Source organism: Janthinobacterium sp. C22 (assembly GCF_057919405.1).
On record NZ_CP193659.1, the window covers coordinates 1,099,836 to 1,117,200 of the forward strand.

Sequence of the window (17,365 nt, forward strand, 5' to 3'; positions counted from 1 at the left end):
ACATTCACATTACCGTAATGGAGATGCAAGATGAATCACACGCCACAAGATTTGCGTACACAAACGCTGGAGCTGATTAACGCGGCTGGCAATGCGGGCAAGGCGGCAGCGCCTGTCGTGCAGCTGGTGCAGGCATGGCTCGACTCGCTCGACGCCGAAGACCTGGCCGACATCGCGCCCGACAGCCTGGCGCCCGTGCTGGTCGACGGCTTCACGCAAGCGGCCAAGCGCACCGGCAGCGGCTGCCAAATTGCCACCCTGCGTTATGCGGATGGCCGTGGCGGCATGGCGAGCGCCTTGCTGATCCTGAACGAAGACATGCCTTACCTGGTCGACTCCATCGTCATGGCCATGCGCCGCCAGCACCTGGCCGTGCGCGGCGTGATGAACACCGTGCTGCCCGTGCGCCGCGCCGCTGACGGCAGTGTCGAAGCGGTGCGCCAGCCGGGCGATCCGCTCGAATCGTATGTGCTGGTGCTGCTCGACGAAGAGCTGGCGCCGGAAGCCCTGGCCGCGCTGGTCGCCGCCCTGGAAACGGTCGCGCGTGACGCTGCCGTCGTGCGCCGCGATGCCGCCGCCATGAGCGAGCGCCTGGCCACCGTCGCCGCGGCCGCATCGCAGCATGGCGAAGAGGGCGCGGAAGTGGCCGCCTTCCTGGAATGGGCCCGCAGCGGCGGCTTTGAAGTATTCGGCTACGCCTACTACCGCGTCAAGCCGGGCGTGCGCGAACTGGAACGCGACATCCCGAGCCGCGTCGGCGTGCTGCAGGATACGGCGCACCCCGTGTATGGCACCTGCCTGGCGAATATCCCCGGCGACTTCGACACCCTGGCCAAGCGCGACTCGGCGCTGTCCATCGTCAAGGCCGACGTGGCGGGTACTTTGCACCGCGACCAGCAGCTGGACTTCATCGGCGTGCGCGACATGGATACGCAAGGCGCGATCCTGGGCGAGCATTGCTTCGTCGGCCTGTTCACCCGCGCCGGCAATTCCACCCCGCTGGCGGCGCTGCCGTTTGCGCGCGGCCGCGTGGCCAAGGTACTGAGCCTGGCCGGCGTGCGCCAGCATGGCTTCCGTGCCGAGAAATTCCGCGAAATCCTCGAATCCCTGCCGCGCACCGAGGCGCTGGAAGCGGACCTCGACTGGCTGGCGCAAGTGTGCGGTTCCGTCGTTTCGCTGTACAAGCAGCCGCGCACCAAGGTCTTCGCGCGCCGCGACGTGTACGCGCGCCACCTGAACGTGCTGGTCTACCTGCCGCGCGAGCGCTACAGCGCCAGCGTCGCATCGAGCCTGGCCAAAGCCCTGCAAGCCAGTTCCGGCGCCACGCACGTGAGCACGCAAACGCTGGTGGCCGACGGTCCCCTGGCGCGCGTCTACCTGATCGCCCACGCCGCCCGTTACCCGCTGGACCTGGAAACGGATATCGAACAGCCGCTGCTGGGCGTGCTCGATGGCTGGCATAACGGCTTTGCCGCCGTGGCCGACGCCGTGCCCGACGTGGCCCTGCGCGCCAGCCTGCGCAAACTCTGCGCCACCTTGCCGCTCGACTACGTGGCCGCCACCGCGCCGGCCGTCGCCTTCCGCGACCTCGACACCATCCTGCGCAATACCGATCCGGCGCATGTGGCCGTACGCATCGAGACGGGCGCCGTCACCACCATCCGTTTGTACTCGGCCAACAAGGTGCCGCCGCTGTCGACCATTTTGCCGGCCCTGCACAATGCGGGCGTGGCCATCGACCGCGAACAGGCGTATTCGGTTTCGCTGTCCGACGGCACGCGCTATTTCGTCACCAGCCTGACGGTCGATGCCGCCAGCGCGGCGAAACTGGCGCAGCCATCCGTCGTCGCCGTGGCGCAGGAATTGTTTGCCGCCCTGTTCAACGACACGGCCGAAGATGGCCGCCTGAACGGCCTCGTCATCGAAGGCGGCTTGTCGACGCGCGAAGTGCAGCTGGTACGCGCCTACACCAGCTACTGGCGCCAGACGGGCAGCCGCTTCTCGGTGCGCTACATCGCCGAAAGCCTGCGCAAGCAGCCGGCCCATGTGAAAGCCCTGGTCGAAGCCTTCCTGCAGCGTTTCGATCCTTCGCTGTCCGACGCGCAGCACGCGCAAGCCCTGGAAAGCATCGCCGCCATCAAGGCCGGCCTGCCCTCCGTGAACCACGCCGATACCGAGGAAATCCTCGGCGCGCTGGCCGACCTGATGGCAGCCACCCTGCGCACCAGCTACTTCCAGAACAATCAGCAAGGCGACAAGATCATCTTCAAGTTCGACACCAGCAGCCTGGCGCTGGTGCCGGAACCGCGTCCTTACCGCGAGATTTTCGTCTTCTCGCGCCGCTTTGAAGGCGTGCACCTGCGCGGCGGCCCCGTCGCCCGCGGCGGCTTGCGCTGGTCGGACCGCATGGAAGACTACCGCACCGAAGTGCTGGGCCTCGTCAAGGCGCAGATGGTCAAGAACGCCGTCATCGTGCCGGCCGGCGCGAAGGGCGGTTTTGTCTGCAAGATGATGCCGAAGGATGCCGTGCGTGAAACCATCGCGGCCGAAGGCGAAGCCGTCTACCGCCTGTTCATTTCCAGCCTGCTGGAAGTGACGGACAACCGTTCGCTGGGCAATATCGTCCCGCCGGTCGATACCGTGTGCTTCGACGACGCCGACCCGTATCTGGTGGTGGCCGCCGACAAGGGTACGGCCACGTTCTCGGACATCGCCAACGGCATCGCCGTGCAGCGCGGCTTCTGGCTCGGCGACGCGTTCGCCTCGGGCGGCTCGAACGGCTACGACCACAAGAAACTGGGCATCACCGCCAAGGGCGCATTCGAAGCCGTGAAACGCCACTTCTATGAAATGGACCACGACCTCAATACCACGCCGATCACCATGGTCGGCGTGGGCGACATGTCGGGCGACGTGTTCGGCAACGGCGTATTGCTGTCGCGCCAGCTGAAACTGGTGGCCGCATTCGACCACCGCCACATCTTCCTCGATCCGACGCCGGATGTCGCCGTCTCGTTCGACGAGCGCGCGCGCCTGTTCGCCTTGCCGCGCTCGTCGTGGGACGACTACAACAAGGAGCTGATTTCGGCTGGCGGCGGCGTGTATCCACGTTCCGCCCGCACGATCGAACTGTCGCCGCAGATCCGCGCCGCGCTCGATATCGCCGAGACCTCGCTGGCGCCGGAAGAGCTGATGCACCGTATCCTGAAGTCGCCCGTGGACCTGTTCTACAACGGCGGCATCGGCACCTACATCAAGGCATCGACGGAAACGCACGCACAGGTGAAGGACCGCGCGAATGACCATATCCGCGTGAATGGCAATGAGCTGCGCGTCAAGGTCGTGGCCGAAGGCGGGAATCTGGGTGCGACGCAGGCGGGCCGCATCGAGTTCGCGCTGGCGGGCGGACGCATCTTCACCGATGCGATCGACAATTCGGCCGGCGTGGATTGCTCGGACCATGAAGTGAACGTGAAAATCTGGCTGGACGTGGAAGTCAATGCGGGCAAGCTGACGGAAGCGGAACGTAACCGCGAGCTGTATGCGATGACGGACGACGTCGAGCGCCTGGTCTTGCGCGACAACACGCAGCAGACGCATTTGCTGGTGCGCGAGCTGCAGGCGCAAGGCGAGAGCGCCGTGCAGGATGGCTATGCCGCCCTGATCGCCAGCCTGGAAGAGGAGGGCGCCCTGTCGCGCGAACTCGAGCAACTGCCGTCGGTGGCCGAACTGGCACGCCGCAAGCTGGACAACCGTGGCTTGACCACGCCGGAACTGGCGGTGGTGATCGCCAACGTGAAGAACCGCTTCAAGCGCATCCTGTCCGCCCTGCCGCTGACGGACGAAACGTGGGCCGAGCCGGTGCTGAAACCGTACTTCCCATCCTTGCTGGTGGCAACCCGTTCGGCGCTCGACCACCCGCTGGCCAACGCCATCCTGGCGACCGTGCTGGCCAATGAAGTGATCAACCGCTGCGGCCCGCTGATGATCCGCAACCTGGCGGCGGAACACGGCGTGGACGAGTCGGCCGTGATCCTGGCCTGGGGCCAGGCCTGGGTGGCGCTGAACCTGGCGCCCGTGTTCGACGCGCTCGATGCGGACGCCTTGACGGTGCCGCGCGACGTGTCGATCAAGGTCGATGCGCAAACGCGCGTGCTGCAGCAAACGATGATCGCCGGCGTGCTGTCCGTGCCGGCCGAGCAATTGCGCGGCGCGGGACTGGCCGAACTGACGCGTTTGTTCGGCGCGGAATCGAAGCGCGAGCTGCTCAAAGCCGTCGGCATCAAGTCGGAAGCGGCGCTGGTGCCGGGCTTGACGCCCGCCTTCGTGCAGGCGTGGGATGCGGTCGATGCGCTGGAAGTCGTTGCCGGCTTCCTGTTCCCGGCCCTGTCCGTGCCGCGCCCTGCCTCGATGGACCTGGCCGCCTTCCTGCAAGTGGGCCTGGCCCTGCGCAGCCAGGCGGGCATCGACACGCTGGAGCGTGGCCTGAAGCTGGCCGCGCAAGGCAAGTCGCAGGAACAGTTGCGCAACTACGCGCAGCAAGCCCTGCGCCGCACGCAACAGCGTCTGCTGACGCAGGTGCTGGCGCGCGCCGAGCAAGGCAATGCGGGCCAGGCCGTCGATGCGGTGACGGGTGCGCTGGGCCTGTCGGCCTATGTGGCGGCGACGGAACTGGAGCAAGCCATGCTGGACGTGTGGACCTTGTCGGAAGCCGTGAATAAAATCACGGCGAAAACCCCAGCGGAAGCGGCGGTGTAATGACGCAAGAAGCAACGCAAGTAGTAACCCAGGTAGTGCAGGGCGCTGGCGGCTTGCCGCCGGCCGTGCAGGCGCTGGCGCAGGCCGATTTCAGCGGCGTGGCGCAGCTGTTCGCCAACGCCGGTTTCACGGTGGCCTTGCCGGCGCCCGGCATGCTGCAAGTGGTCAAGCCGCAAGCCGATAAGGGCCGCCCCAGCGTGGCCGTTTCTGTCGGCGTGCATGGCGACGAGACGGGGCCGATCGAAGTGCTGGCGCATCTGCTCGACGCGCTGTCGCGCGATGCGTCGCAGCTGGCCGTCGACCTGCTCGTCTGCGTAGGCAACGTCGATGCGATCCGGGCCGGCAAGCGTTTCATCGACGCCGACCTCAATCGCATGTTCCGCCCCGTGCGGGGCAGCCTGGCGCAAGCGGCGGAAAGCGCGCGCGCCGATGAAATGATCGCCGCGACCAAAGCGTTCTTTGACGCGGCCGGTCCTGTGCGCTGGCACCTGGATTTGCACACGGCCATCCGGCCTTCCGTGTACCCCACGTTTGCCATCGTGCCGGACCTGGTGGACGACGACGCCAAGGCGCAGCTGATAGCCTGGCTGGGCCAGGCGGCCATCGGCGCCATCATCATGAATCCGCAGTCGGCCGGCACCTACAGTTATTATTCGGCCGAGCATTGCGGTGCGGCCGCCAGCACGGTGGAACTGGGCCGCGTGGGCACTCTGGGGCAGAACGATTTATCGCTGTTCGACGACGTGTCGCGGGCGCTGGACGGCCTGTTGCGCGGCTTGCCCGCGCAGCCCGTCAAGGCGCAACCGCATGTGTTCAAGGTGGCGCAGGAAATCATCAAGCACAGCGATGAATTCCGCATGGCCTTCGATCGCGGCACGCAGAATTTCACCTCCTTGCCGCAGCACGCCGTGATCGCCAGCGATGGCGACCACGTCTACACGGTGCGGCACGCGGAAGAGCTGGTGGTGTTCCCGAACCCCGATGTGCGGGTGGGCTTGCGCGCGGGATTGATGGTGGTGCGCGTGGCGTGATTGTCCAGCGATGACGCCGTATCAGGCGCCAGCCGGGAAACCCGATTGGCGCTTTTTTTATAAAAAATGCCGCACGGAAATAATTATCCATTAAGCAATTGATTGGTTTAAAATATTTACCCTTTGCAATTTTTGGACCGATCATGTTGAAACGCCTGCTGACAGCCTTGCTGTGTCTGACCCTCTCCGGCCTCACGGCCGCCGCTCCTGCCGATGAGAAGGCCGCCGCGCCGGAAATGACGGCCGAACAATTCCTCGCCCAGCTGCACTTGCAGCGCGGCAAGATCACCTTGCCGGGCGGCATCGCCACCCTGGATTTGCCCGCAAACTTCCGTTACCTGTCGCCGGCCGATGCCGAGCGCGTGCTGGTCGATGCCTGGGGCAATCCTCCGGGCATGGAATCGCTGGGCATGATCGTGCCTGCCAAGACCAGCGTGCTCGAGCGCGATAGCTGGGGTGTCATCGTCACGTATGAAAAGGAAGGGCATATCAAGGATGACGATGCGGACAGCATCAAATACGACGAATTGCTCAAGGATATGCAGGCGTCCGTGCTGGAAAACAATGCGGAGCGCAAGAAGCAGGGTTATCCCGGCATCCATTTGATGGGCTGGGCGGAAAAACCCAGCTATGCCAAGGATACGCACAAGCTGTATTGGGCCAAGGATTTGATGGTCGATGGCGGCGAGCACTCGCTGAACTACAACGTGCGCGTGCTGGGCCGCGAAGGCGTGCTGAACCTGAACGCGATCGCCAGCATGCAGCAGATCGAGGCGATCAAGAAGGAAATGCAGCAAGTGACGGCGTTCACGGAATTTACCGACGGTAACCGCTACACGGATTTCGACAGCAAGACGGACAAGGTGGCCGAATACGGCCTGGCGGCGCTGGTGGCCGGCGGCGTGGCCAGCAAGCTGGGCCTGTTCGGCAAACTGCTGGCGCTGCTGCTGGCCTTCAAGAAAGTACTGATCCTGGCCGTGGTCGGCGCCGGTGCGGCCATCGTCAAGTTTTTCGGCGGCAAGCGCAAGGACAAGCCGCAGCCGCAGCCAGTACAGCAGCAGGAAGCAGCCGAACAGCCCGGCCATGCGCCGGACGGCAAGGTGAATCTGGAAAAGTAGGATGAACTGGGCCGCTCGGTGCGCCGGCGCACAGGAGTGGCATTGTGCGCGCTGCCGGAAGACAGCGCCTCGGGTACACTGGCTCATCGTTCACTATCAGGAGTCAGCCATGTCCGTGTCCATGTATCAGGCAACCATTCCCGTCTTCATCCGCGGCTTGCGGGTCGTCTCGGCCCTGCTGGAAAAAGCGCAGGCCCATGTCGAGGAAGACGGCATCGTGCCCGAGATTTTACTGGGCGCGCAGCTGGCGCCCGACATGCTGGACTTGACGGCGCAGGTGCAGCGCGCCAGCGACACGTCGAAGATGTCGGTCGAGCGCCTGAGCGGCGTGCCGGCGCCGAAATTCGAGGATAACGAAGCGTCGTTCGAGCAGTTACAGGAACGCATCGCCAACACCATCGCCTATATCGACAGCGTCAACGCGGGCCAGATGGCGGGCAGCGCGCAGAAGGAAGTCGTACTGAACTGGACTGACGAGGGGACGAGATTCTCGGGCGACGATTACCTGCTCAGCTTTGCCTTGCCGAATTTCTATTTCCACGTCTCCATGGTCCACGCCATTCTGCGCAACAATGGCGTGGCCGTGGGCAAGCTCGATTATCTGGGACCGTACGATTAACGTTGTGGCTGTTGGACTTGGTTCTGCACCGCATTGCCCAGTATGCCGCCGCCGATCACGCCGGCCACCGTCGCCAGCGCCTTGCCGCGGCCGCCACCTACCTGATTGCCGATCAAGCCGCCGATGACGGCGCCCGTGCCGATGCCCACGTAGTTGGGCTGGGCGGGCGCAGGCACCGGTTGCGGCTGGCGTACGGGTTCGCGGTAGGCCGTCTCGCGGTAGCCATCGTCACGGTAGGCAGGACCCGCCTGCGCCACTTGCGTGTGGTGCACGACGCGCTTGTGCACGACGGGTGCCGGCGCCGGAGCGGGGGCGGCTTGTGCCACCACGGGAGCGGCCAGCGGTGCCGCCACTGGCGCTGCCAGGGCTGCCGCGTTCGCCGGCGTCATGGCGGCCACGTCGGCAGGCATGGCAGGCACGTTCGCCCGCGAATTGGGCAGGATGCCGGCGATGGACGCCGCGCCCACCAGGCACAGAACGGTCACGGAAATGGCGGCGCCGGCCATCAAGGGGTGGATGCGGCTGGCGGTGGTCGTCGTGTTCATGTGTTCTCCTGGGGTGGTATTGCGGGTGTTGTTGATGTGTCCAGATTAGCGGCCGCGCCTGCCAAAGGCTAGCCCTTGCGCTGTATCAAACGTAAGCAGGTGTAAGCCGTACTTTCCAAAGCACAGTAGAATCGGGGCTTCCCCTATTCCGGAGTGCGCCATGAGCCAGTTATTCACGCCGTTTGCACTGGGGCCGCTGCCGGTGGCCAACCGCATTGCCATCGCGCCCATGTGCCAGTACTCGGCCGACAACGGCAACGCCACCGACTGGCACATGATCCACCTGGGCCATCTGGCCCTGTCCGGCGCGGGGCTGCTGATGACGGAAGCGACGGCCGTCTCGCCCGAGGGACGCATCTCGGCCGACGACCTGGGCCTGTGGTCGGACGCGAATCAAAGCGCGCTGGCCAAGGTGGTGCAGGCGATCCGCCGCCATGCGCCGGTTCCGCTGGTGGTGCAGCTGGGTCATGCGGGACGCAAGGCGTCGAGCCGCGCGCCTTGGCAGGGCGGCGCCTGCGTGCATCTGGCCGAGGGCGGCTGGCAAACGGTGGCCCCGTCCGCCATCGCCCACGCGCCTGGCGAAACGGTGCCGCTCGCCCTCGACGAGATGGGCTTGCTGCAAATCAAGGGGGCGTTTGTGGCCGCCGCCCAGCGCGTGCATGCGCTCGGCATCGAAGGCATCGAACTGCACGCGGCGCATGGCTATCTGCTGCACCAGTTCCTGTCGCCCCTGTCCAACCAGCGCACGGATGCGTATGGCGGCAGCCTGGACAACCGCATGCGCTTTCCGCTGGAGGTCTATGCAGCCGTGCGCGCCGCCGTGCCCGCCAGCATGGCCGTGGGCGTGCGCCTTTCCGCCACCGATTGGGTCGATGGCGGCTGGGACATCGAACAAAGCGTGCGTTTCGCGCAGGAACTCAAGCAGCTGGGCGCCGACTTCATCCACGTCTCCAGCGGCGGTATTTCGCCGCAGCAGCAGATTCCCGTGGGACCCGGCTATCAGGTGGCGTTTGCCGAACGCATCAAGCGCGACAGCGGCTTGCCCACCATCAGCGTGGGCCTGATCACGGAAGCGCAGCAGGCCGAAGACATCATCGCCAATGGCCAGTCCGACATGGTGGCGCTGGCGCGCGCCATCCTGTTCGATCCCCGCTGGCCCTGGCACGCTGCGGCCCAGCTGGGCGCGCAAGTGTCGGCGCCGCCGCAGTACTGGCGCTCGCAGCCGCGCGAATACAAGCACCTGTTCGGCGACACGACCCTGGGCCAGCGCTAACAGGTCTGCTCTGCTACACTGACGCTTCTTTCCCATTTCTCCAGGACGCTTCGACATGCGCCATTGATACTGCCGTGCTGTGCACGGCCTCGCCCTTCCCGCCAGCGCGCCATTGCGCCGCGCGGGTTCGCCAGCCTTGCTCAAGGAGTATCCATGCCCGCATTACTGCAACTCGACCGTCTTTCCTTTGCGCTGCCCGATGGCCGTGCCCTGTTTTCCGATTTGCAATTTGCTTTTGCCCCGCAACGTATCGGCCTCGTCGGCGATAACGGCGTGGGCAAGAGCGTGCTCGCGCGCCTGCTGGCAGGCCGGGCGCAGCCGTCTTCTGGCGCCGTGCGCTGCGACGGCGCCGTGCATTACGTGGCGCAGGAACTCGATCCGCAGCGCTATCCCACCGTGGCGGCGCTCGCCGGCATGGACGACTTGCTGGCGGCGCTGGCGCGCATCGCTGAAGGCAGCGTCGACGAGGCCGACTATGCCCTGGTGGGCGAACGCTGGGATGCCCACGCCCGCCTGCGCCAGGCGCTCGATGCGCTCGATTTGCGCCATGTCGATGCCGGCACGCCAACGGCCAGCCTGAGCGGTGGCGAACGCCAGCGCATCGCCCTGCAAGGCGCCTGGCTGTCGCAGGCGGACTGGCTGGTGCTCGATGAGCCGAGCAACCATCTCGATGCGCGGCAGCGCGCCCGCCTGGTGGCGCAGATGACGCGCTGGCCCGGCGGCTTGCTGCTGGTCAGCCATGACCGCGGCTTGCTCGAGCACGTCGATACGATCGTCGAGCTGTCGCCGCAGGGCTTGCGCAGCTATGGCGGCAATTACGCGCTGTATGCGCAGCAGCGCGCGCTGGAACAGGCCGGTTTTGCTGCCGCCCTGCAGGCGGAAAAGGCCGGCGCCAGACGCGAGCAGCGCGAAGCGCAGCAGCACGCCGAGCGCCAGCAGCGCCGAGTCGGACGCGGCGAGAGGGAAGGGCGCGAAGGCAACCAGAGCAAGCTGCTGCTGGACGCGAAAAAGGAGAAAAGCCAGGATAGCCAGGGCAAGCTGCGCGTGCGCGCGCAAGAGGCGCAGCAGGCCCGCCAGCAGCGCGTGATGGATGCCAGCGCCCGCTGCGCGCCCGAGGCCGAACGGCTGCTGCTGGCGCCCGACAGCGCCGTGCCGAACGGCAAGCTGATCCTGGAGCTGCGCGAGCTGGTCTTGCCGCATGGCCAGGCGCAGCCTGTGAACCTGGTCTTGAGCGGGCCGCGCCGCCTGGCCGTGACGGGCGACAATGGCAGCGGTAAGTCGACCCTGCTGCGCGTGATCGCCGGACAGCTGGCGCCCGCCAGCGGCGAGCTGCGCCGCCATGCGCGGGTGGCGTGGCTGGATCAGCATGCGGGATTGCAAGACGGTGAGTGCAGCGCCGTGCAACGCTTGCAGGCACGCAACAGCATCGTGCCGGAAGGCGAGCTGCGCACGCGGCTGGCGCTGCTGGGCATCGCCGGCGCGCGCGCCACCATGCCCAGCCGTTTGCTCAGCGGCGGCGAGCGCATGAAGGTGGCGCTGGCGGCCGAACTGTATGCGCAGGCGCCGCCGCAACTGCTGCTGCTCGACGAACCCGACAATCATCTGGACCTGGCCAGCCTGCAGGCGCTGGAGCAGATGCTGCTGCAATACCAGGGGGCGTTACTTGTGGTTTCGCACGACCAGGCATTTTTGCAGGCGATAAACCTTGACCCCGAGGGCTTGACATTGCACAAGTGACAATTTAATGAAAAAAGTCACGCTCGATGCCTGTAGAGCATGCTTCATGAACCGATGCTGAATTTTGTTTGATTGTCGGTATAATCCACTGAATAACCGGGCCTATTTGTGAACTAAAACTGCTGGTTCACCAATATGATGACGTTTAATCTGGCACTGTTGTCGGTCACTACCGCACTGCCAGGGCGTCATCCTCCGTGCCCTGCCGTGCATGAATTTTGGTTTCGCTTATATTGTTTTCTTGGAGAAATAGCATGTCGTTTTACGAAAAACTCAAAGCCCTCAACATTGAACTGCCAGTCGTCGCCGCGCCAGCTGCCGCCTACGTGATGCATGCCCGCACGGGCAATACCGTCTTCCTGTCCGGCCACCTGGCCAAGAAGGATGGCAAGGTCTGGGTTGGCCAACTGGGCAAGGACGTCACCACGGAAGAAGGCAAGATCGCGGCGCGCGGCATCGCCATCGAACTGATCGCTACCCTGCAAGATGCATGCGGCGGCGACTTGAACAAGGTCAAGCGCATCGTCAAGGTGATGAGCCTGGTCAATTCCACCTCCGAATTCACGGAGCAGCACCTGGTGACCAATGGCGCCTCGGAACTGTTCGTCGAAGTCTTCGGCGACAGCGGCAAGCACGCCCGCTCCGCCTTCGGCGTGGCGCAAATCCCGCTGGGCGCATGCGTCGAGATCGAGCTGATCGCCGAACTGGCCTAATCAGCTGAGCATGCCGGCGATTGCCGCCGGCTCGCCCTTTCCTCCTTTCCAGCAAGAGCGGAACCGCCATTGGGGTGGAGGGATCGGTGTATTCAAGAAAAAACGGAGACACGTAATGAAAACGAGTGAACAAGGCTTGCACCGCGGCCTGGGCGAGCGGCAAATCCGCCTGATGGCGCTGGGCGCCGCGATTGGCGTGGGCCTGTTTTTGGGTTCCGGCAACGCGATCAAGATGGCCGGTCCCGGCATCATGCTGTCGTACATCATCGGTGGCGCGGTCATCTTCATGATCATGCGCGCGCTGGGCGAAATGGCCGTGCACAACCCGGTTGCCGGTTCCTTCAGCCGCTATGCCCAGGATTACCTGGGCCCCCTGCAAGGCTATCTGACGGGCTGGAACTACTGGTTCCTGTGGCTGGTCACGTGCGTGGCGGAAATTACCGCCGTTGCCATCTACATGGGCATCTGGTTCCCCGACGTGCCGCGCTGGATCTGGGCCCTGGCGGCCTTGGGCTCGATGGGCGCGATCAACCTGCTGGCCGTGAAAGCCTACGGCGAGTTCGAATTCTGGTTCGCCCTGATCAAGGTCGTCACCATCATCCTGATGATCGTCGGCGGCACGGGCATGATCGTCTTCGGTCTCGGCAACGGCGGCGTGGCCGTCGGCATCTCGAATCTGTGGACGCATGGCGGTTTCTTCCCGAATGGCGCGCAGGGCGTATTGATGTCCTTGCAGATGGTGATGTTTGCCTACCTGGGCGTGGAAATGATCGGCCTGACGGCCGGCGAAGCGGCGAACCCGAAGAAATCGATTCCCGACGCCATCAATTCCGTGTTCTGGCGTATTTTGATTTTCTATGTCGGCGCGCTGTTCGTCATCCTGTCGATCTACCCATGGAATGAAATCGGCACCACCGGCAGCCCGTTCGTCATGACGTTCGAACGCCTGGGCATCAAGACGGCGGCCGGCATCATCAACTTCGTCGTGCTGACGGCAGCCTTGTCGTCGTGCAATGGCGGCATCTTCAGCACGGGCCGCATGCTGTACAACCTGGCGCTGCAAGGCCAGGCGCCGAAGGCGTTTGCGGAAACGACGGCCAGCGGCGTGCCGCGCCGCGCCATCCTCGTGTCGGTCTTCGCGCTGCTGCTGGGCGTGCTGCTGAACTACCTGGTGCCGGAAAAAGTGTTTATTTGGGTCACCTCGATCTCCACCTTCGGCGCCGTCTGGACCTGGGGCGTGATCCTGGTCACGCAGATTCAGTTCCGCAAGACCTTGACGCCGCTGGAAATCAAGAACCTGGCCTTCCGCATGCCGTTCGCGCCGTATGGTTCCTGGATTTCGCTGGCGTTCCTGGCGCTGGTGATCGGCCTGATGGCGTATTTCCCCGATACGCGCATCGCCCTGATGGTGGGACCGGCCTGGCTGATCCTGCTGACGGTGCTGTACTACGCGCTGGGCCTGGCGCCAAAGGACAAGCGCGATGACGTGCCGCAAGGCTACGAAGCGGGCTGGCCGCCGGCCGATGCGCCAAACGTCAAGAAGTAAGCCAGCGTCGTTGAGCTGAGCCAAAAGCGCGCCCCTGCCCCTGCAGCGGCGCGCTTTTTCTTTCATGGAAGCAACTTCGGCCGTGCCCGCACTGTTGCGGCTTTGCCGGCGTACGCCTGGCGTTGTTTCCTTGCATCAAAGTTCTGTTTAGCTGAGCCGATGAAAGCCCTATAATCGCTTAGTTTTGAAAATGGACGCGATCTTTCCGGTTTTTTGCCAGGTAGGGCCGGAGCGCCGTTTTTATTTGTTTTTACCCGTCATGTATCTAAGGACACCTGGCAAAACCGTAGCGAGCGGCAGTGAGGCTCGGTGCCCCCGTTGGGCTGAGAAGCGCAGCTGTGCTGTAGCGCCGTGAGCATCGCAGGCTGCGACGCGCGACGCGCAGCAGGTTTTGATCGGTGTTTCAAACGCATGCCTCATAAAGGAAGTCTAGTGAGCCAAACCCTGGTCCAGAAAATTTGCCGCACCAAGCCGATCGATACCACGGTCGAGTATGGTGAAGGCCTCAGCAGCAGTGGCTTGAGCCGGTCCATCGGCTTGTTTTCCCTCACCATGATCGGCGTCGGCGCCACTGTCGGCACGGGCATCTTCTTTACCATGGTCGAAGCGGTCCCCAAGGCGGGTCCGGCGGTCATTCTGTCGTTCCTGATCGCCGCCATCACGGCAGGCCTGACGGCGCTGTGCTATGCGGAATTGTCATTCCGCATCCCTGCCTCCGGTTCCTCGTATTCGTTTGCCTATGCCACCGTGGGCGAGTTTCTCGCCTTTATCATGGCCGCCTGCCTGCTGCTCGAGTACGGCCTGGCCGGCAGCGCGGTGGCCATCGGCTGGTCGTCCTACCTGAATAATTTCCTGGAAAATGCGTTTGGCTGGCATATCCCCGAGATGCTGCGCACGCCGATGATCGTTTCCGGCCCCCATGGCATGGAATTTCGTGCCGGACACATCAATTTACCGCCCATCTTCCTGATCTGCATGTGCGGCTTTTTGCTGTTGCGCGGCGCCAAGGAATCGGCCCTGATGAATGCCATCATGGTCATCATCAAGCTGGCGATCCTCGTGTTCTTCATCGCCATTGCCTTTTCCGGTTTCAATGCCGATAACTTCGTGCCTTTCTTTAATAGCGACAATAGCAAGGGATTTGCCGGCATGACGGGCGTGACGGCGGCTGCCGGCACCGTGTTCTTCTCGTTCATCGGCCTCGATACGGTGGCCACGGCGGGCGACGAAGTGAAAAATCCCAAGCGCAACGTGCCGCGCGGCATCCTGTATGGCTTGCTGATCGTCACCGTGTTCTATTTGCTGGTGGCCGTGGCCGCCCTGGGCGCGCAGCAGGCCAAGCTGTTCGAAGGCCAGGAAGCGGGCCTGGCGGTGATTCTGCAAAATGTCACGGGCAAGACCTGGCCGGCGCTGATCCTGTCGGCCGGTGCCGTCATTTCCGTCTTCAGCGTGACCCTGGTGACGATTTACGGCCAGACGCGCATCCTGTTCGCCGTCAGCCGCGATGGCCTGATTCCGAAATCGTTCCAGAAGATCCACCCGCGCACCCTGGTACCCGTCAGCAATACCATCATCGTCTGCCTCGTGGTGGCTCTGGTGGCCGGTTCCGTCGATGCGACTTACCTGTGGGACATGGTCAGCATCGGCACCCTGACGGCGTTCATGGTGGTCTCGATCGCCGTGCCCGTGCTGCGCCACAAGCAGGGCGCGAACCGCATCGAAGGCTTCAGCGTGCCGTTCGGCCCTTACGCGATACCGGGCCTGAGCGTGTTTGCCTGCCTGTACATCATGCGCGATTTGCCGCATACGACGTTTGTCGTGTTCAGCGTGTGGATGGCGGTGACGGTGGCCATTTACTTCCTGTACAGCATGCGGCATTCACACCTGGGCAAGAAGGCCCGCTGATGCAGTCTGTTCCATCCAAAACCGCCGCGCTTGCTGGCGGTTTTTTTATTTCTAACCGGAATTTACATGATGAAAATAACTGATCTGGCCGCTTGCGGCTTGCTGGCAAGCAGCTTAATGGGAACCATGGCGCAAGCCGCGCCTGCCAGCGGCCCGCTGCTGCGCGATTACCGCGCCGTCGCCCTGTCGGCGAATGGCCAGCGCATCGCCGCCATCGAGTCGAGCAAGGCGGAACAGCCACAGCCGCAGCGCCCGCACGCGGCCATCGTCGTGCGCGACGCCGCCAACGGCGCCATCGTGCAGCAATTCGACCCGTGTGCCGTGTGTTCCTACGATAAGCCCAGCTGGTCGCCCGATGGCCGGCAGCTGGCCTTCATCGGCTACGATGCCAAGGCGGGCACGGCGCGGCTGTACCTGGCCACGATGACGCAGGCACAGGCGCGCGTGTTGACGAGTATCAAAGGTGTGGCCAGTACGGCGCGCTGGTCGCCGGATGGCAAGCAGCTGGCGCTGCTGGCGACGGTGGGCGCGCGCAAGCTGGCCGGCGCCGTGGAGGCGGGCGCGCGCCAGGTGGGCGAAGTGGGCAGCGAAGACGATGCCCAGCGCATCGCCGTCGTGCCTGTCAGCGGCGGCGAACCGCGTCTGCTGTCACCCGCCGACACCTATGTGTATGAATACAGCTGGACGCCCGATGGGGGCGGCTTTGTCGCCACCAGCGCGCAAGGCAATGGCGACAGCAACTGGTGGGTCGCCAAGCTCAGCCATATTGATGCCGCCACGGGCGCCCTGCGCGTGATCGCGTCGCCGGCCATGCAGATGAACCTGCCCTCGGTCTCGCCGGACGGCAAGACGGTGGTCTTCATCGGTGGCCTGATGAGCGATTTCGGCTCCATCGGCGGCGATATCTATACCGTCCCGCTGGCCGGCGGCACGCCGCGCAATCTCACACCCGATTACCGCGGCACCTTCAATGGCGTGGTCTGGCGCGGCGCCGGCTTGCTGGCGACGGCCCTGATCGATTCGCAGCTGGCGCTGGTGCCCGTCGACGTGCAAACGGGTCCGGCCCAGCCCGTGCTGCTCGGTGAGATCAGCAGCGGCGGCAGCGATGGCCGTCTGTCGTTCAGCGCCGATGGTTTGCAGGCCGCTGCCGCGCAGGAAGACTTTACGCACGCCAGCTACCTGGTGGCGGGGCCGGTGGCCCAGCTGAAAAAAATCACGCGCGACAATGACGGCTTCGCGCCCCAGCTGACGGTGCGCAACGTGGGCTGGAACAACGAACAATACAAGGTGCAAGGCTGGCTGCTGGGGCCGTTGAAGACGGACGCGGGCAAGCGCTACCCCATGGTCGTCAACGTGCATGGCGGCCCGGGCGCGGCCGCCTCGCCCCGCTACGTGGCGGCGAGCACCCTGATCCATGAATTGACGCAAAAGGGCTATTTCGTCTTCCTGCCCAATCCGCGCGGCAGCTTTGGCCAAGGCCAGGCTTTTACACGCGCCAACATGGCCGACTTCGGCGGCGGCGACTGGCGCGACATCCTGGCCGGCATCGACGCCGTGGAAAAAGTGGCGCCCGTCGACGGCCAGCGCCTGGGCTTGATCGGCCATTCGTATGGCGGCTTCATGACCATGTGGGGCGTCACGCACAGCGACCGCTTCAAGGCGGCCGTGGCCGGGGCGGGCGTGTCGAACTGGATCAGTTATTACGGCCAGAACGGCATCAATCAGTGGATGATTCCCTTCTTTGGCGCGTCCGCGTATGACAACCCGGCCGTCTACCGCAAGGCCTCGCCCATCGAATCGATCAAGGCGGCGAAGACGCCGACCCTGATCTATGTGGGCGAGCGCGACGTGGAAACGCCGGCTGCCCAGTCGCTGGAATTCTGGCATGGCTTGCGCGCCATGGGCGTGCCGTCCAGCCTGTTCATCTACGACGGCGAAGGCCATTCCTTCCGCAAGCCCGAGCACCAGCGCGACTTGCAGAAACGTACTATCGGCTGGTTTGAACGGTATTTGAAGTAGTGATCAGTGGCCTGCCAAAGGCAGGCCAGCCTGGATAAAGCGGCTGACAACATGTTCAGGGCTAGGCGCCGTGCCGAAGGCAGTACGAATGTACGACGAGG

At 64.3% G+C, this 17,365-nt stretch carries 11 protein-coding genes; 10 read left to right on the plus strand and 1 reads right to left on the minus strand.

Annotated features, from left to right (window positions below):
• Positions 1-30 precede the first annotated feature (30 nt).
• The 4 genes from ACRHIG_RS04955 to ACRHIG_RS04970 all read left to right on the plus strand — a co-directional run bounded on the left by ACRHIG_RS04955 (position 31) and on the right by ACRHIG_RS04970 (position 7,526).
• A complete protein-coding gene (locus tag ACRHIG_RS04955) occupies positions 31-4,758 on the plus strand; it encodes an NAD-glutamate dehydrogenase domain-containing protein (protein WP_489629524.1) in 4,728 nt (1,575 codons plus the stop codon).
• On the plus strand, positions 4,758-5,789 hold the full coding sequence (locus ACRHIG_RS04960; protein WP_489629525.1) for a succinylglutamate desuccinylase: 1,032 nt from the start codon (positions 4,758-4,760) through the stop codon (positions 5,787-5,789). Before ACRHIG_RS04955 ends, ACRHIG_RS04960 begins: the two co-directional genes overlap by 1 nt.
• Before the next feature lie 143 nt (positions 5,790-5,932).
• Positions 5,933-6,907: a DUF2167 domain-containing protein gene (locus ACRHIG_RS04965; RefSeq protein WP_475414178.1), complete on the plus strand. Its 975-nt coding sequence runs from the start codon at positions 5,933-5,935 to the stop codon at positions 6,905-6,907.
• Between the two features lie 109 nt (positions 6,908-7,016).
• Entirely contained in the window at positions 7,017-7,526 is a 510-nt protein-coding gene (locus ACRHIG_RS04970; protein WP_489629526.1) for a DUF1993 domain-containing protein, read from the plus strand.
• Here the strand turns inward: ACRHIG_RS04970 and ACRHIG_RS04975 are convergent.
• A complete protein-coding gene (locus ACRHIG_RS04975; RefSeq protein WP_489629527.1) occupies positions 7,523-8,071 on the minus strand; it encodes a glycine zipper 2TM domain-containing protein in 549 nt (182 codons plus the stop codon). The two genes, ACRHIG_RS04970 and ACRHIG_RS04975, sit on opposite strands and share 4 nt — an antisense overlap.
• Before the next feature lie 160 nt (positions 8,072-8,231).
• Between ACRHIG_RS04975 and ACRHIG_RS04980 the strand changes: the two genes are divergently transcribed.
• From ACRHIG_RS04980 to ACRHIG_RS05005, 6 genes are all read left to right on the plus strand, one after another.
• Positions 8,232-9,344, plus strand: coding sequence for an NADH:flavin oxidoreductase/NADH oxidase (locus ACRHIG_RS04980; RefSeq protein WP_489629528.1), 1,113 nt, complete (start codon positions 8,232-8,234; stop codon positions 9,342-9,344).
• A 153-nt stretch (positions 9,345-9,497) separates the two neighbouring features.
• Complete coding sequence (locus ACRHIG_RS04985; protein WP_489629529.1) at positions 9,498-11,081, plus strand: ABC-F family ATP-binding cassette domain-containing protein; 1,584 nt, start codon at positions 9,498-9,500, stop codon at positions 11,079-11,081.
• A 254-nt stretch (positions 11,082-11,335) separates the two neighbouring features.
• Positions 11,336-11,794 (plus strand): RidA family protein, encoded by a 459-nt coding sequence (locus ACRHIG_RS04990; protein ID WP_034745569.1) that lies wholly within the window; start codon positions 11,336-11,338, stop codon positions 11,792-11,794.
• A gap of 115 nt (positions 11,795-11,909) precedes the next feature.
• Positions 11,910-13,340, plus strand: coding sequence for an amino acid permease (locus tag ACRHIG_RS04995; RefSeq protein WP_489629530.1), 1,431 nt, complete (start codon positions 11,910-11,912; stop codon positions 13,338-13,340).
• Positions 13,341-13,772: 432 nt separating this feature from the next.
• Positions 13,773-15,245, plus strand: coding sequence for an amino acid permease (locus ACRHIG_RS05000; RefSeq protein WP_489629531.1), 1,473 nt, complete (start codon positions 13,773-13,775; stop codon positions 15,243-15,245).
• Positions 15,246-15,314: 69 nt separating this feature from the next.
• Positions 15,315-17,264, plus strand: a complete 1,950-nt coding sequence (locus tag ACRHIG_RS05005; protein ID WP_489629532.1) for a S9 family peptidase — start codon at positions 15,315-15,317, stop codon at positions 17,262-17,264.
• Positions 17,265-17,365: the final 101 nt, after the last annotated feature.